Here is a 15986-nt window from a genome sequence, read left to right on the forward strand (position 1 = left end):
CGCCAGTTGTTTAGCTGAACGACAAGGTTAGCGGGAGCGCGCAGACAGATCCGTCCACTGTCAAAGCGCAACGATCTTGCCCGGATTCATGATGTTGCGTGGGTCAACCGCCTGTTTCAAGATGCGCATAAGGGCAAGAGCCGCCGTTCCATGTTCGATCTCGAGGTATTTCATCTTTTTCTGACCAACCCCATGCTCGCCCGTGCAGGTGCCCTCCATGGCCAGAGCCCGGCGCACCAGCCGATCGACGAAAGCCTCGCAAACTGCAACCTCCGCCGGATCGTCCGTATCGACGAGCGGCTGAACATGGAAATTACCGTCGCCGACGTGCCCGACAATAGGCGCGATCAATCCACTCTCCAAAATGTCACGCTTGGTCTCATCGACGCACTCGGCAAGGCGCGAGATGGGGACGCAGACATCCGTCGCGACGGATTGCGCGCCCGGCCTCAAACCCCTCGCGGCCCAATACGCATCATGGCGGGCCTGCCAGAGCCGCGAGCGATCCTCCGGTTTCGTTGCCCACTCGAAGGGGCCGCCGTCGAATTCGGCCGCGATCTCGCCGAAACGCTCGGCCTGCTCCTTCACACCGGCCTCGGAGCCGTGAAATTCCAGAAGCAAAAGCGGGCTCTCCGGAAGGGTGAGCTTGGAATGCAGGTTTACCGCCCTCACCTGCACCTCGTCGAGAAGCTCAATGCGCGCGACAGGGATGCCGGACTGGATCGTCATGATGACCGCATCGCAAGCAGCCTTGACCGACGGGAACGGGCAGATGCCCGCAGAAATCGCCTCCGGTATGCCGTGAAGCTTCAGGGTGATTTCGGTGATGATGCCGAGCGTCCCCTCGGAACCGATGAAAAGATGGGTCAGGTCGTAGCCTGCCGAGCTCTTCTTCGCACGGCTTGCCGTCTTCATGACCTCGCCGTCCGGCAAAACGACCGTCAGCGAGAGCACCACGTCCTTCATCGTGCCGTAGCGGACCGCGTTCGTGCCCGACGCCCGCGTCGCGACCATGCCGCCGATGGAGGCGTCCGCGCCGGGATCGATGGGGAAGAACAGGCCCTTGTCGCGTAAGGACTCGTTCAACTCCTTGCGCGTCACGCCGGGCTCAACGACACAATCCAGGTCCTCGTCGTGGACCGCGACGATTCGCTTCATCAGGCTTACGTCCACCGAAACCCCGCCGAAGGGTGCGTTGATGTGTCCCTCCAGTGATGTGCCCGCGCCGAAGGGAATGACCGGAACTTCATGCGCCGCGCAGAGCTTGACGATGTCGGAGACCTCCTCCGTCGTTCGCGGATAGACCACGAGATCCGGCGGTTGGTTCTTCACCCAGGTCAGTGAGTGTCCGTGCTGCTCACGAACGGCGACCGAGGTGACGACCCGATCGCCGTAGCGCCCGGAAAGCTCCGCCGAGAGCGAGGCGATAACGGCGTCAGTCGGCTTCGAGCGGGCGGAGGAATGAAGGGCGTTCATAAATGTTTCAGGTCTCGCTGAGATCTTGGATGAACCATAGCTACCAAAAGCGTTGCAAAGACAACACTCTACATGACAAACTCGATCACACCCTTATGCATAGCCGCCGAACATGATCTAATGTTTCACGTTGAGCGAGGGATTGGTGACGTCATGACCGGAATGGGGAGCGAGCGCTGACCATGGAGAAGCGGGCCCCGATCTTTTTCTTCGCGCCCTTCGTCTCCTCGACGATGGCGGTAGCCCCCGCCTGGATTGACTATAACGGCCACATGAACATGGCCTATTACCATGTTCTTTTCGATAAGGCGGTAGAAGAAGGCTTCAGCCTTGTCGGGCTGGGACAGGATTATCTCGAAGAGCGCAAGGGTTCGTTCTTCGCGGCGGAAACCCATACCCTCTACAAGCGGGAGCTGAAGGCGGGCGATCCGGTGCGCGTGACGCTTCAGCTTGTCGATTTCGACGAGAAGCGTGTTCATTTCTACCTGGAAATCCGCCATGCGACGGAAGGCTGGGTGGCGGCGACCTCGGAGGGACTTTCCCTCCACATGGACATGCGGGCGCGCAAGGTCGCTCCATTCCCGGACGACATCATGGCTAATCTCGCAGTCATGAAAGCGGCCCATGGCCGCCTCGCGAAACCTCCGGTGCTCGGCCGCGTGATCGGCATTCCGAACAAAGCCGGGATCAACGAACCCTTACTGGTCTCCGGCACGCGCCACTAACAGCCAACGGATCCTGGCGGGCAGTTGCGGATCCGCGGCGAAGGATTCGAGAAGGTCTGCTGGCGATCCAAATTCTGCCTAAGCTGGTTCCGGTCGATCTGATATTGCTGCTCAAGACCACGAAACCGGTCCTCCTGTTGCAAGGATCGGTTGATGCCCCGCACGTGCCGCTCGGAGGGGCTGGTTCTGGGCAGTTGCTCCTGCGCTTGAACGGGCAGGAGGATACTCATGAAAATGGCGGCCGCCACCATTATACGCATCGGACATCCCTCTAGAGGCGAACAGCTACCATATGGAATGAGCGGAATATCCATTCAATGAGATTCCCCATGCGGCGGGTTTGCCGCCATTCCACCCTCGACGCCGTTCGCCTTTTGATCCATGGTCGCGCCGATGAATCAGCCTGAGTCCAGACCCGAGCCGCAGGACGACCTGACGCACGAGCCCGCATCCGGCTCCTTGAGCGCTCGCGCCCGTGCGGCGGTGGCCCCGCAATCACCCTATCTGTCCGGCCTGAACCCGGAACAGCGCGCCGCCGTGGAGGCCACGGAAGGCCCCGTTCTGGTGCTCGCAGGCGCCGGCACCGGCAAGACCCGCGTGCTGACCACCCGCATCGCCCACCTGATCGCGACCGGCAAGGCTAGGCCCTTCGACATCCTTGCCGTCACCTTCACCAACAAGGCGGCGCGGGAGATGCGCGAGCGCGTCGCCTCCCTCATCGGCCCGGTGGCCGAGGGCATGCAATGGCTCGGCACGTTCCACTCCATCGGCACCAAGATCCTGCGCCGCCACGCGGAGCTTGTGGGCCTGCGCTCCGATTTCACAATTCTCGGCACCGACGACCAGTTGCGCCTGATGAAACAGGTCCTCGAAGCGGAGGGCATCGATGAAAAGCGCTGGCCGGCGCGACAGCTCGCCTCCCTCATCGACGGCTGGAAGAACCGGGGCTTGGGCCCCGCCCAGATACCGGGTGGAGAAGCGGGAGCCTTCGCGAACGGCAAGGGTGGCAAGCTTTACACAGCCTATCAGGACCGGCTGAAGGTTTTGAACGCAGCCGATTTCGGCGACCTGCTGCTGGAATGCCTGCGCCTGTGGCGCGAGCATCCGGACATCCTGCAGCAATACCAGGACCGTTTCCGCTACATGCTGGTGGACGAGTATCAGGACACCAACGTCGCGCAATATCTCTGGCTGCGCCTGCTCGCCCAGGCGCGGAAAAATCTCTGCTGCGTCGGCGATGACGATCAGTCGATTTATGGCTGGCGCGGGGCCGAGGTCGACAACATCCTGCGCTTCGAACACGATTTTCCCGGTGCGACCGTGGTCCGGCTGGAGCGCAACTACCGCTCGACCGGCCACATCCTTGCCGCTGCCTCCTTCCTGATCGCCAAGAACCAGGGACGCCTGGGCAAGACGTTGCGCACAGAGGACGAGCCGGGCGAAAAGGTGACGATCACCGGCGCGTGGGACTCGGAGGACGAGGCCCGCCTGATCGGCGAGGAGATCGAGGCGCTGCATTCCAAGCGCCATCCTCTTTCCGAGATCGCAATTCTGGTCAGGATTTCCGCGCAGATGCGCGAGATCGAAGATCGGCTCGCGAACGTCGGTGTGCCCTATCGCGTCATCGGCGGCCTGCGTTTCTATGAGCGCGCCGAAATCCGCGACGCACTCGCCTATCTTCGAGTCGTGAACCAACCGGCCGACGATCTGGCTTTCGAGCGCATCGTCAACGTGCCGAAACGCGGCCTCGGTGACGCGACGATCCAGGTTTTGCACAACCACGCTCGCGCCGCCCGCGTGCCCCTGACGGAAGCCGCCCGCTTCATCGTCGAGACCGACGAGTTGAAGCCGAAGCCGCGCGGCGCGCTTCGCGATCTTCTCATCTCCTTTGGCCGCTGGGCGAAACTGTCGGAGACGATGACCCAGTCGGAAGTGGCGCAGATCGTGCTCGAGGAATCCGGCTACACCGACATGTGGCAGAAGGACAAATCGGCGGATGCGGCGGGACGATTGGAAAATCTCAAGGAGCTCGTGCGCTCCATGGAGGAATTCCCCGATCTGCAAAGCTTCCTCGAACATGTCTCGCTGGTCATGGAGGCGAACGAAACCGACACGACGGAGCGTGTCAGCCTGATGACCCTTCACGCGGCCAAGGGGCTCGAATTCAACACGGTCTTCCTGCCCGGCTGGGAAGAGGGCCTATTTCCCAACCAGCGGGCGCTTGACGAGAGCGGCCGCGCAGGCCTGGAGGAAGAGCGCCGCCTCGCCCATGTGGGCCTGACCCGCGCGCGCCGTATGGCCAAAATCTACTTCGCGTCGAACCGGCGCATCCACGGTCTCTGGAACTCCACCGTTCCGAGCCGCTTCGTCGACGATCTACCCGAGGCGAGCGTGGAGATCGTCGAGGCCCCCGCGAATTTCTCGCAAGGCGGCTTCGGCGGAGGCTCCCGCTTCGACCGCATGGCGCCCTTCAGCGGCTCGTCCTATCAGACGCCGGGCTGGCAACGGGCACAGGCCCATCGCGCCAACACTGCAAGCGGCAGCGGTTATTCGGCGCGCGGCTCAGGCGACCGCCGCAGCCCTATGCTGATCGAAGGCGAGTTGGTGGCGAAATCCACCGGCGCAGCCTCGGCTTTCTCCGTCGGCGCTCGCGTCCTGCATTCCAAATTCGGCCCCGGCACCGTGGAAGCCATCGACGGCAACAAGCTTACCGTCGAGTTCGACAAGGCCGGGCGCAAGATGGTGCTGGATAGTTTCGTGGAGCAATTGGGGTAAGGTCCAACCAAGCCCTTTGAACTGGCGGCGCAGCTCGCCACCCCCACGCGGTCATTCCGAAGCGAACGCCAGCGAGAACCACAAGGGCTGGCAGCTCCCGAAAAAGACGCATCGGGTTGGGACACTTTGCTTTTTTCTGCCGGCTGGCATGGGCTCCGGCCTCCGCTGCGCGGCCTGAATGACACGCTGGCGTTCGTCCGACCAAGGGACAATGCTCGTCTAAGGTCGCCTACTAGCCACGTGCCTGCAACTGTGAAACCATCCTGCCTCATAGGAAACGTATCCCGAGGTTGTGATGTTCCCCCTATCCCACATGCTGAAAGCCTTCGTCCGCACGGGCACGCTGAAAGTCATCGATGCGGAGGGCAGGATGCATGTCTTTTCGGGCACGCCGAGCCCAACCGTCACAATGCGGCTTTCCGATCGCTCTCTCTATCACAAACTCTTCCTCAATCCGGAACTGCATGCGGGCGAGGCCTATATGGATGGCCGCATGAGCTTCGAGGACGGTTCGACGATCGGGGATTTCCTGACCCTCTTCTCGATGAACCGCTCGACGCTCGCCAATTATCCGCTCCAGAGCGTGCTCAAGGCCATCTCGCGAAATCTGAAGCGGTTCCAGCAGGCGAACCCTGTCGGCAAGGCGCAGAAGAACGTCGCGCATCACTACGATCTCGGGAATGAGTTCTACAAACTCTTCCTCGACGAGGGCATGCAGTATTCCTGCGCCTATTTCACAAGCGATGACGATACGCTCGAAGAAGCGCAGCAGAACAAGCTTCGTCTCATTGCTTCGAAACTTCAGCTGAAACCAGGATTGAAGATCCTCGACATCGGCAGCGGCTGGGGCGATCTCGCGCTCTATCTCGCTGCAACGGAGGATGTGGATGTGACCGGCGTCACGCTCTCGAAGGAGCAGCACGCGCTCTCCAACGAGAAGGCGCGGCGTGCCGGGCTTTCCCACCGGGTCCGCTTCGAGCTGATCGACTATCGAAATGTCGAACAACGCTTCGACCGCATCATCTCGGTCGGCATGTTCGAACATGTGGGCGTTCATCACTACGGAGAGTTCTTCGCCAAGATCAACGCGCTCCTCGACGATGACGGGCTGATGGTGCTGCATTCCATCGGCAAGATGAGCCCGCCCGGCACGGCTAGCCCATGGCTTAGAAAGTACATCTTTCCGGGTGCCTATTCCCCGGCCCTTTCGGAAGTCTTTCCGGTGGTGGAACAGGCAAGTCTTTGGGTGACGGACCTGGAAATCCTGCGCCTTCACTACGCGAAGACGCTCAACCACTGGCATCGCCGCTTCGAGGCCAACCGCGCGAAGATCGCCGCCATGTATGACGAACGCTTCTGCCGCATGTTCGAATTTTATCTCATCAGTGCGGAGACGATGTTCCGGACCGGCAGCCAGCTCGTGTTTCACATGCAGCTCGCCCGCAAGCGCGACGCCGCGCCGATCGTGCGCGACTACGTGACCGACCTGCAGCGCGAATACAAGTCCAAGGAAACTCAACGACTTAAAGCGCTGAACCACACGGAGCTGACGCCCGCCTAAGCATTATTCCAACCGAGCCGAAGGCCTTTCTGCTGAGAGCTCCCGCTCGGCATGAAAAACCGGTAACACAAATCTTTAGTTGACCTTAGGGAATGTCGAGTTAAGACCCGCAAGATTAGGAAAATCTCGGAAGACGCGCCGAAAGCTTCAGCAAAGGACCGCGTGCCAAGATTTTCCGGGAGCAGACCCTGGGGAACGGCCATGGCGATCATGCGGAACCTGTCTTTGCGACGGCAGATCACCATTCTGGTAGGTCTTCTTTGCATCGCGCTGGTTTCCGCCGCAGCCATCGGCGCGGCCTACATCGCGCAGCAGCGGACCCGGGAAATCGTCATGCAGGATGCGGCCGAGACCGCGTTGACCATGGCGTCCATCCTCGATCGAGGCATGCAGGAACGCTTCAGGGAGATCCGGAACATCGCCGAGATGCGGCTTCTGCAGCAGGTTTGGACAAGCGACCCCGCCAAGACCCGACAGCTTCTCGAGCAGCTCCAAGAATCGTTCACCGACTATGCTTGGATTGGCTTTGCCACCGCCGACGGGACCGTGCGGGCAGCAACGCGCGGCATGCTTGAGGGCCAATCGGTCCAAGGGCGGCCGTGGTTTCAGAGCGGCATCAAGGCTCCCATGGTGGGTGACCTCCACGAGGCCGCGCTCCTGGCGAATCTGCTCCCTCCGGCCCCCAACGATGAGCCGACCCGCTTCCTCGACATCGCGATGCCGGTGCGCGACGAGAGCGGCAAACTCATCGGCGTTCTTGGAGCCCATCTGAACTGGTCTTGGGCGAGAGAGCGACGGCGCGCGCTTTTCGCAGACCCCGCGGCGAAGCGAGGCAAATCGGTTTGGATTCTCTCCGGAAACGGGACCGTTCTTCTGGGCCGCGAGCCCGGTCGAAAGCTATTCTCCGAACATCAGGTCGAAGCGATTCGCCAAGAGCGAAACGGCGCCTTCGAGGACACGACCGGCGAAGAGCCTATTCTGACCGGCTTTGCGGTTGCACCGGGCTACCGCGAGTATCCCGGCCTTAATTGGATCGTCATCTCCCGCCAACCGGACAAGACCGCATTCGGGGTCGCGCGCGGACTCGTGTGGACCATCCTGCTTCTTGGGGGAGCTGTTGCCTGCGTCGGTCTCATCTGCGCGCTCGGCATCGCGCGAGGGGTCGCCAGGCCCTTGCAGGCCATCATCGATGCAGCCGATCAGATCGGCCGCGACCCGGAGATCACGGACCTGCCCCGGGCGGGCGGTTCGGCGGAAATCGTGCGCCTCTCCGCCGCGCTTCGCTCGCTTCTGAGGCGCGCGGGCATGGCCGAGCAGCGCGTTGCCGAGGCCTCCTCGAAGCATGAGAAAGACATCACCGCCCTCAGGCACCTCGCCGAAACCGACCCCTTGTCGGGCCTGCTCAATCGTCGCGGCTTCGACCTCCTCGGCACCCAGGCCTTCGAGGCGTTCAAGCGCCGGGGGACCAGCTTCGCGGTGTTGATTATCGACCTGGATTTCTTCAAGACCGTCAACGATACCTACGGCCATGGCGCGGGTGACGACGTCATCCGGACTGTAGGCCAGGCCATGAAGAGGGCATTGCGGCCAACCGACAGGGTGGCCCGGTTCGGCGGCGAGGAGTTTATCGTTCTCGTCGGCGATATCGCCCGGGACGACATCATGGCGGTCGCGCAAAAACTCCGCCGCGCCATCGAGACAACCTCGACGCTGCACGGCGGGAACTGGCTCTCCGTCACCGCAAGCGTGGGCGGCGGTATCGTACGCGACAGCGACCGCGACCTCCAGGATATCATCGAGCGCGCGGACACGGCGCTCTATCAAGCCAAGGCCGGAGGCCGAAACCGGGCCGTCATCGATGGGTTGCAATTGCAATTGGCCACATCCGCCGCCTGACGCAAATGGGTGACCTCCGGCGCGAGCAGTGATAAGCGGATGCCATGCTTGAAGGACTGCACCCCAACCGACCGACCCATGTCTTCCGGATCACCACCGACGGCCGCTCCGCGCGCGCCATGACGGAGTTGATCGGCGAGATTTTCGATCCCGCCGAGACGGCCGTGGCCGCCTTCGAAACCGAGGATGACGGGCCGTGGATGCTCGAGGCCTATTTCGCCCGCCAGCCGGACGAGGCCGCCATCCGCGACCTGCTCCGTCCCATCGTCGGGACCGAGGCGGACAAGGGCGTGTTTCTGCCGCTTGAGCAACAGGATTGGGTCAAGTCCTCGCTCGAGGGGCTGAAACCCGTGCGGGCCGGGCGCGTGCTCGTTCACGGGTCGCACGACCGCGACCAGCGCCGCCCGAACGACATCGCCATCGAGATCGAGGCCGCGCTGGCCTTCGGCACGGGTCATCACGGCACCACCAAGAGCTGCCTTCTCGCCTTCGTCGATGAGCTGAAGCTGCGCACTCCGCGCCACGTCCTCGATGTCGGCACCGGCACGGGGATCCTGGCCTTTGCAGCCGCGAAGATCCTCAAACGGACGGTGGTTGCGGGCGATATCGACCCGGTGGCGGTACGAGTCGCGCGCGAGAATGCGCGGCTCAACGGCATCGGATCGTGGATGAAGCTCTATGTCGGCCCCGGCGTCCGCCATGCAGACGCCAATCGCCCCGGCCATTTCGACCTGATCTTCGCCAACATCCTGGCAAAGCCGTTGCGGGTTCTCGCGCCGTCTTTGGCGCATGTCGCGGCCAATGATGGAACGCTGATCCTGTCGGGACTGCTCGGCCGCGATGTTCCCGGGGTGCTCTCTGCCTATGACGCGCAAGGCTGGCATCTTCAGCGGCGCTACGACCTGGAGGGCTGGGCGGCTCTGGTGATGAAGCGGGGCGGCGCGCATCCGCGGCCCCGCCGGAAATTGTCTTAGAGCTTGATCATGTCTCTTTGGACCCTGATCGAGTGATCCGGGCGCACAACCGGTTTCCACTTGTTCTGAGCATGCTCTAGTCGATCCCGACTTGTGGATAGCGCCGGGACAGCATCTGCCGAAGCTCAAAGGTTTCGACGCAGATCTCGCGCAATGCTTTCATGACAGCAACGATCATGGTGGCTGTTCTCCCGTGTTAGATCTTGAAAGGCAGGACATCGTCCTGTCTGAGGAAGCGGGATGAATGGTCCTGCCGGCGGCAGAGATCCTCGATGAGCGCTTCATGGCGGCGCAGCTCGATCTCGACTCTTCTGATGCGGCTTTCGACGAGGGCGTTGACGATGCGCTTGAACAGGCTCGAAGCGTCGAAAGAGGTCTGCATGCCGCGCGCAAGGGCGGGGGTAAAAACGGCTGTGGTCATGGGTCCATCTCCAACAGGTTGGTATGAAGACCCTTCAGCGTTCCTCGTTTATTGTTCCTAGGAAGGTAAGCCATTCTAACCTTTTCCGGCAGAGCTTGGCAGGCATGAGACCCATGTCCCTTTTGCAATTCTCTTTCAGTAAAGCTCAAGCACGAGGCGCTCGGCGCATAAGGATGAGGCAGAAAGCCTCCAGCGCAGCAGCCGCGGGCACACCATGACAGTTGCAGCCGTGAGCTCACGCGCCTAGCGTGTCGCCCTTCCCATCACTGACCCCTGGTTATTTTCAGAATGGCCCTCTTCCAGCACTTCGACGACACCACCTCCCCGTCTCAAGGCCCGGCGCGCATTGCGAAATTGCGAACCGAACTCATACGCCGCGGCTTCGAGGGCTTCGTGGTGCCACGCGCCGACGAGCACCAGGGCGAGTATGTTCCGAAGAGCGCCGAGCGGCTTGCCTGGCTAACGGGCTTCACCGGCTCGGCCGGAACAGTCGTCGTGCTCCAGCACAAGGCAGCCCTCGTCGTCGATGGGCGCTACACGGTGCAGGCGGCCGAACAGGTGGATACCTCCGTCATCACGCCGGTTCAGTTGGCCGAGATGTCGGCAGAGGATTGGATCGCAGCCAATCTGCCCGTCGGGACGGTGCTGGCCTATGATCCATGGCTGCTCACGAACGACGGCTTGAAGCGGCTGGAGCAGGCGGTGACCCGCGCAGGCGGCCAGCTCGCTCCCGTCGACCTCAATCTGATCGATGTGATCTGGATTGACCGCCCTGCCCCGCCGCAGGCTCCGGTCCGGCCCCATCCGATCGAGTATGCGGGCGAAGACGCCCGCTCCAAACTTACGCGCATCCGCAAGAAAATGACTGAGGCGAAGCTCGATGCCATCGTGGTGTCGGATCCTCACAATCTTGCCTGGGCCTTCAACCTGCGCGGCGGCGATGTGGGCCACACCCCCCTGCCTCTCGGTTACGCGATCATTCCCGCTGAGGGTCCGGCAAGCCTCTTCTTCGATCCGGCCAAGATCACGAACGAGGCCGGCGCAGCCGTCGGCGACCTCGCGCATTTCGTCGAGATCAGTGCGTTCCCGGGCGCGCTCGACAGGCTCGGGCATGAGGGGGGCAAGATTCGCATCGATTCCACGACCGGTGCCGTCGCCCTCGCCCGGCGCATCGAAGCGGCTGGCGGCAAGGTCGATGTGGGCGCTGATCCGATTGCACTGATGAAGGCGGTCAAGAACCAGGCGGAGATCGCCGGCTCCCACGCGGCTCATTTGCGAGACGGCATCGCCGTCGCCCGCTTCCTGGCTTGGCTCGACAAGGAAGCGCCGAAAGGCGCTTTGACCGAAATCGACGCGGTCGAAGCGTTGGAAGCATTCCGGGTCGAGACCGGTGCACTGAAGAATGTCTCGTTCCCAAGCATTTCTGGCGCAGGTCCCAACGCCGCCCTGCCCCATTACCGCGTTACGCGCTCCAGCAACCGGCCTATCGAGAACAACCAGATTTTCCTGATCGATTCCGGCGCGCAATACGAAGACGGCACCACGGACATCACCCGCACCATCATCGTCGGCGAACCCTCAGCCGAGATGAAGGATCGCTTCACCCGCGTCCTGAAAGGCCACATCGCCATCGACCAGGCGGTATTCCCAAAGGGCACGACCGGCGCACAGATCGATTCCTTCGCCCGCCAGCCGCTTTGGCAGGCGGGTCTCGATTTCGACCACGGCACGGGCCACGGTATCGGCAGCTATCTGTCGGTGCATGAAGGGCCGCAACGCATCGCCAAGACCGGCACCACGCCACTGGAAATCGGCATGATGCTGTCCAACGAACCGGGTTTCTACAAGCGGGGCGACTACGGCATTCGCATCGAGAATCTCATCCTCGTCGAACCCCGCAAGATCGCGGGCGGCGACCGCGAGATGATGGGCTTCGAAACCCTCACCTTCTCCCCCATCGATCTGCGCCTCGTCGAACCGTCCATCATGACGGCTGGCGAGATCGCGTGGCTCAATGCCTATCATGCGCAGGTGCGCGAAAAACTCTCGTCAAAGCTCGATGCTGAAACCCGCACCTGGCTTGAGGAAGCGACCCGCCCGATCGGCTAAAAGACACCGCGCAGCAGGACGACGGAGACCACGCCGACCGCCACCGTCCCGAGCAGCGGAAGCCGAAACGCCGCGGCAGCCGTGATGGCGGCCGCGATGGCTTCCGCCCATCCGGTCGTCAGCGCTGTCGGCGCAATGACTGCCACCAGCACGGCGGGCGGAATCGCGTCGAACGCGGCCTTCGCCCGACCCCTGAGAACCAGACGGTTGGCGACGAAAAGCCCGGCGATGCGGGTGAAATAGGTCACCACCGCCATGGCGATGATGGCGAGAAGAGTCGTTGTATCGATGGTCATGAACGTGCGCCCCTACCGGCGGCGAGATAGGCAGCGGCGATCCCTGCCAACGCGCCCGACGCCACATGCCAGGGCGCGCCGATGAAGCGATGAACCAGCGCGGCAACCGCCGCGCTGACCGCGACCGTCACGAGCGTCACACGGCTTCGCCCGAAACCCGCGATCAGTCCGATGAAGAGGGCTGTAAAGGCAAAATCCGCCCCAAGCCGCGCGGGATCGCCGAGAAACGAGCCGAGCACCGCACCCAAGGTCGTGGAGGCGAGCCAGTTGGCATAGAGCGCCGCCACCATCGCCGCCCAATAAGCGCCGGTTACCGGACGGTCGAGCGCGCGCCGCTCGGAAAGCGCCCAGGATTCGTCGGTCATGAAGAAAAACGAGAGGAATTTCTCCAGCGTCGTCATTCTGATTTTGGGTCCGAGCGATGCTCCCATCAGCACGTGGCGCACGTTGATGAGAAAGGTCGCGAAAGCCAAAGCGGCGATGGGTGCGGGATGAACCCAAGCCTCGATGGCGGCAAATTGCGCACCACCCGCGAAGACCAGCGCCGACATCAACCCGACCTCGGCCGGGGTCAGGCCCTTGGCGGCGGCGACTGCACCGAAAAGCAGACCGATGGGAATGGCCGCGATGGCCGCAGGCGCGATATCGCGCAGGCCGGCCCGCGCCTCGCGCCCGTACGCACCGGAATGTGGGTTTGCTTGATCCATGCTCTTACTCGCTTTGCCGGCCTTATGGGCAAAGGACGAGGAGCCGTCTTGGATGAAAGTGCGGTTTCAGGCCGTGCGAAAAACACCCGGCGTCACGCCCATCCGCGCCTTGAACACGCGGTTGAGGTGGCTCTGGTCAAAGAAGCCGCAGGCGCTGCTACATCGCCCGGCGCGTCGCCGCGCCCCAACAACCGGCTTGCGGCTCGGAAACGCCGGTCGATCAGGTAGGCGTGTGGGGTCAGACCCGTTTCCCGCTGGAATGCGCGAATGAAATGGCTGCGCGACAACCCGGCGAGCTTGGCAAGCTCCGCCAGCTCGGCCTCCTGGCCTAGATTCGCCTCGAGATAATCGCGGACGCGCACGATGCCCTTGGATTCATAGCGAACCGGGGGCAACCCATCGACATCGGCCCAACGGGCAATCAAGCCTGCAAGAAACGCGACGAGCCGCGTGTCCTGCTCCATCTCGCAGGTCCAGACATTGTCGTGGCCCAGGCACGCGTGAAGCTCGGCAAGAGCACACGCGAGGTCGGGATCGACGATGACCGATTGCGGGAACCAGGGCGGGCGGGAGAGCGGACGGCCCACGATGTCCTCGGCAATTTCCCTCATCAGCTCCTGCGAGGGATAAAGGGTCCGATATACGAATCCGCCGCCATAGGGTTCGCCGTCATGGATCTCGTCCGGGCAGACGATGGCGATGGAGCCGGCCTACACATAATGCTGCTCGCCGCGGTGAAAAAAGGTCTCGCACCCCGAAAGGACGGCGGCGATTGCATAGGTTTCATGGGTGTGGCGCGCGTAGCTGTGCCGGCGGAAGGTCGCGCGCAGGCAACCGAGGCCGTGATGGCGCGGCACTCGCCAAAAAAATGTCTCGTCGCCGTATCCCTTCAAACCGGGATCGAGCGAATCCTCGGGAGCCACCATTGTCATTGCCGCAACAATGCCACATCGGCGGCGACAAGTCTTGTATAGGAGTGCGCCTACCTGAAGAGGTGGGACAGCCAGCTTGTCAGCGCCCCGCGCCGCATTCGGGAGGGTCAGGCAAGCCGGCAGGCAGCGGAGCCCGTCAGCCGGGCTCCGCAACCGAGCAGATCATTCCGGCAGGATGCGGACCGCGCCCCTGTCGGCGGAAGAGGCGAAGGCGGCATAGGCCTTCAGCGCCGTGGTCACATTGCGCTCGCGCGGGGCTGCGGGATTCCAGCCGAGCTTGTCCTGTTCGGCGCGGCGCGCCGCCAGTTCCTCATCGGAAAGTGCAAGGTTGATCGTCCGATTGGGAATGTCGATTTCGATGATGTCGCCGTTGCGCACCAGGCCTATCGCTCCGCCCTGCGCTGCCTCGGGCGAGGCATGGCCGATGGAAAGCCCCGACGTGCCGCCCGAGAACCGCCCGTCCGTGATCAGCGCGCAGGCTTTGCCGAGGCCCCGCGATTTGAGATAGCTGGTCGGGTAAAGCATCTCCTGCATCCCCGGCCCGCCTTTGGGGCCTTCGTATCGGATCACCACCACGTCGCCTGCCTTGACCTCCCGGCCAAGGATGCCTTTCACGGCGGCGTCCTGACTCTCATAGACCACGGCCGGGCCCGTGAATTTCAGGATGGATTCATCCACCCCTGCGGTTTTCACGATGCAGCCATCCAGCGCGATATTGCCCTTCAGCACCGCCAGGCCGCCATCCTTCGAGAAGGGATGCTGCACCGAACGGATCACACCCTTTTCGCGATCGAGGTCCAACTCGTCCCAGCGGGCCTCCTGACTGAAGGCGGTCTGGGTCGGAATGCCGCCCGGAGCTGCCTTGAAGAACTTGCGCACGCTCTCGCTTTGCGTGCGGTCGATGGCCCAGCGGTCGATCGCCTCACCCAGAGTGGGCGCGTGGACCGTCGGCGTATCGCGATGGATCAGCCCTCCCGCCTCCAGTTGGCCAAGGATCGCCATGATGCCCCCGGCGCGATGGACGTCCTCCATATGCACGTCCTGCTTGGCCGGGGCGACCTTCGACAGACAGGGCACCTTGCGCGACATCGCGTCGATGTCGTCCATGGTGAAGTCGATCCCACCCTCATGCGCGGCGGCAAGGATATGCAGCACCGTGTTGGTGGAGCCACCCATGGCGATGTCAAGCGACATGGCATTCTCGAAAGCCCGCTTGTTCGCCACGCTGCGCGGCAGAACCGAAGCGTCGTTCTGTTCGTAATAGCGCTTGGCAATGTCTACGATGAGATGGCCTGCCTCAACGAACAGCCGCTTGCGGTCCGCATGGGTGGCAAGGATCGACCCGTTGCCGGGCAGCGACAGGCCCAGAGCCTCGGTCAGGCAGTTCATCGAATTCGCCGTGAACATGCCCGAGCACGAACCACAGGTCGGGCAGGCCGAGCGCTCAATGATCTGCACATCGGCATCCGAGACATTCTCATCCGCAGCGGCGACCATGGCATCTACGAGATCCAGCGCATGCGTCTTGCCATGCAGAACGACCTTGCCGGCCTCCATCGGTCCGCCCGAGACGAAGACGGCGGGGATGTTCAGCCGCATCGCCGCGTTGAGCATGCCGGGGGTGATCTTGTCGCAGTTCGAGATGCAGACCATGGCATCGGCACAATGGGCATTGACCATGTACTCGACGCTGTCGGCGATGATCTCACGCGACGGCAGCGAATAGAGCATGCCGTCATGCCCCATGGCGATGCCGTCATCCACCGCGATGGTGTTGAACTCTTTCGCGATGCCGCCTGCCGCCTCGATCTCCCGCGCGACGAGCTGGCCGAGGTCTTTCAAATGGACATGGCCGGGAACGAATTGGGTAAAGGAATTGACCACGGCAATGATGGGCTTGCCGAAATCGCCGTCCTTCACCCCGGTCGCACGCCAAAGGCCGCGGGCACCAGCCATGTTGCGGCCATGTGTAGTGGTTCTTGAACGATAAGCTGGCATTGGGCTGTCGTCTTTCACTTACATTTCGCTCTGAACCAGAGCAGGATCATTGGGCTTGAGTAAACCTTTGCGCCGCCCGATGCCATAGGCTCAGGCGTTCCAGAGAAATCAATCGG

12 protein-coding genes and 1 pseudogene are annotated in these 15986 nt (G+C 62.6%); 6 read left to right on the plus strand and 7 right to left on the minus strand.

The annotated features are described in order from the left end of the window. Positions 1-60: 60 nt before the first annotated feature. Positions 61-1476, minus strand: a complete 1416-nt coding sequence (locus I2H38_RS09290; RefSeq protein WP_196271568.1) for an FAD-binding oxidoreductase — start codon at positions 1474-1476, stop codon at positions 61-63. Positions 1477-1658: 182 nt separating this feature from the next. Here I2H38_RS09290 and I2H38_RS09295 point away from each other — a divergent pair, with 182 nt between their 5' ends. The 5 genes from I2H38_RS09295 to I2H38_RS09315 all read left to right on the plus strand — a co-directional run bounded on the left by I2H38_RS09295 (position 1659) and on the right by I2H38_RS09315 (position 9407). Continuing rightward, positions 1659-2201 carry a thioesterase family protein gene (locus I2H38_RS09295; protein ID WP_196271569.1) on the plus strand — a complete coding sequence of 181 codons (543 nt, stop codon included), beginning with the start codon at positions 1659-1661 and terminating at the stop codon, positions 2199-2201. 393 nt (positions 2202-2594) lie between these two features. Further along, positions 2595-4976 carry an ATP-dependent helicase gene (locus I2H38_RS09300; RefSeq protein WP_196271570.1) on the plus strand — a complete coding sequence of 794 codons (2382 nt, stop codon included), beginning with the start codon at positions 2595-2597 and terminating at the stop codon, positions 4974-4976. A 295-nt stretch (positions 4977-5271) separates the two neighbouring features. Beyond that, positions 5272-6537 (plus strand): SAM-dependent methyltransferase, encoded by a 1266-nt coding sequence (locus tag I2H38_RS09305; RefSeq protein ID WP_196271571.1) that lies wholly within the window; start codon positions 5272-5274, stop codon positions 6535-6537. A gap of 201 nt (positions 6538-6738) precedes the next feature. Next, complete coding sequence (locus tag I2H38_RS09310) at positions 6739-8433, plus strand: sensor domain-containing diguanylate cyclase (protein WP_196271572.1); 1695 nt, start codon at positions 6739-6741, stop codon at positions 8431-8433. A 44-nt stretch (positions 8434-8477) separates the two neighbouring features. Continuing rightward, on the plus strand, positions 8478-9407 hold the full coding sequence (locus tag I2H38_RS09315; protein ID WP_196271573.1) for a 50S ribosomal protein L11 methyltransferase: 930 nt from the start codon (positions 8478-8480) through the stop codon (positions 9405-9407). A gap of 196 nt (positions 9408-9603) precedes the next feature. Here the strand turns inward: I2H38_RS09315 and I2H38_RS09320 are convergent, their stop codons facing one another. Continuing rightward, positions 9604-9828 carry a hypothetical protein gene (locus I2H38_RS09320; RefSeq protein WP_196271574.1) on the minus strand — a complete coding sequence of 75 codons (225 nt, stop codon included), beginning with the start codon at positions 9826-9828 and terminating at the stop codon, positions 9604-9606. Positions 9829-10116: 288 nt separating this feature from the next. On the opposite strand from I2H38_RS09320, the gene I2H38_RS09325 reads away from it, so the two are divergent. Continuing rightward, positions 10117-11937, plus strand: coding sequence for an aminopeptidase P family protein (locus I2H38_RS09325; protein ID WP_196271575.1), 1821 nt, complete (start codon positions 10117-10119; stop codon positions 11935-11937). Here the strand turns inward: I2H38_RS09325 and I2H38_RS09330 are convergent. From I2H38_RS09330 to ilvD, 5 genes and pseudogenes are all read right to left on the minus strand, one after another. Beyond that, positions 11934-12233, minus strand: a complete 300-nt coding sequence (locus I2H38_RS09330) for an AzlD family protein (protein WP_196271576.1) — start codon at positions 12231-12233, stop codon at positions 11934-11936. The genes I2H38_RS09325 and I2H38_RS09330 overlap by 4 nt on opposite strands. Continuing rightward, the gene (locus tag I2H38_RS09335) at positions 12230-12940 is read right to left on the minus strand and encodes an AzlC family ABC transporter permease (RefSeq protein ID WP_196271577.1); all 711 of its coding nucleotides are present in this window, start codon (positions 12938-12940) and stop codon (positions 12230-12232) included. Before I2H38_RS09335 ends, I2H38_RS09330 begins: the two co-directional genes overlap by 4 nt. Before the next feature lie 66 nt (positions 12941-13006). After that, positions 13007-13201, minus strand: coding sequence for an AraC family transcriptional regulator (locus I2H38_RS21485; RefSeq protein WP_196271666.1), 195 nt, complete (start codon positions 13199-13201; stop codon positions 13007-13009). Next, positions 13108-13872: pseudogene (locus tag I2H38_RS21490) on the minus strand (AraC family ligand binding domain-containing protein); the annotation flags it as partial. The pseudogene I2H38_RS21490 and the gene I2H38_RS21485, both read right to left, overlap by 94 nt. Before the next feature lie 162 nt (positions 13873-14034). Beyond that, entirely contained in the window at positions 14035-15870 is a 1836-nt protein-coding gene (gene ilvD / locus I2H38_RS09355) for a dihydroxy-acid dehydratase (protein WP_196271578.1), read from the minus strand. Positions 15871-15986: the final 116 nt, after the last annotated feature.

The organism is Microvirga alba, from assembly GCF_015694465.1.
Classification (GTDB): domain Bacteria; phylum Pseudomonadota; class Alphaproteobacteria; order Rhizobiales; family Beijerinckiaceae; genus Microvirga; species Microvirga alba.

Excerpts from the sequence above, each read along its gene's own strand:
- I2H38_RS09290 (WP_196271568.1), bottom strand. The coding sequence starts at position 1,476 with ATGAACGCCCTTCATTCCTCCGCCCGCTCGAAGCCGACTGACGCCGTT.
- I2H38_RS09295 (WP_196271569.1), top strand. The coding sequence starts at position 1,659 with ATGGAGAAGCGGGCCCCGATCTTTTTCTTCGCGCCCTTCGTCTCCTCG.
- I2H38_RS09300 (WP_196271570.1), top strand. The coding sequence starts at position 2,595 with ATGAATCAGCCTGAGTCCAGACCCGAGCCGCAGGACGACCTGACGCAC.
- I2H38_RS09305 (WP_196271571.1), top strand. The coding sequence starts at position 5,272 with ATGTTCCCCCTATCCCACATGCTGAAAGCCTTCGTCCGCACGGGCACG.
- I2H38_RS09310 (WP_196271572.1), top strand. The coding sequence starts at position 6,739 with ATGGCGATCATGCGGAACCTGTCTTTGCGACGGCAGATCACCATTCTG.
- I2H38_RS09315 (WP_196271573.1), top strand. The coding sequence starts at position 8,478 with ATGCTTGAAGGACTGCACCCCAACCGACCGACCCATGTCTTCCGGATC.
- I2H38_RS09320 (WP_196271574.1), bottom strand. The coding sequence starts at position 9,828 with ATGACCACAGCCGTTTTTACCCCCGCCCTTGCGCGCGGCATGCAGACC.
- I2H38_RS09325 (WP_196271575.1), top strand. The coding sequence starts at position 10,117 with ATGGCCCTCTTCCAGCACTTCGACGACACCACCTCCCCGTCTCAAGGC.
- I2H38_RS09330 (WP_196271576.1), bottom strand. The coding sequence starts at position 12,233 with ATGACCATCGATACAACGACTCTTCTCGCCATCATCGCCATGGCGGTG.
- I2H38_RS09335 (WP_196271577.1), bottom strand. The coding sequence starts at position 12,940 with ATGGATCAAGCAAACCCACATTCCGGTGCGTACGGGCGCGAGGCGCGG.
- ilvD (WP_196271578.1), bottom strand. The coding sequence starts at position 15,870 with ATGCCAGCTTATCGTTCAAGAACCACTACACATGGCCGCAACATGGCT.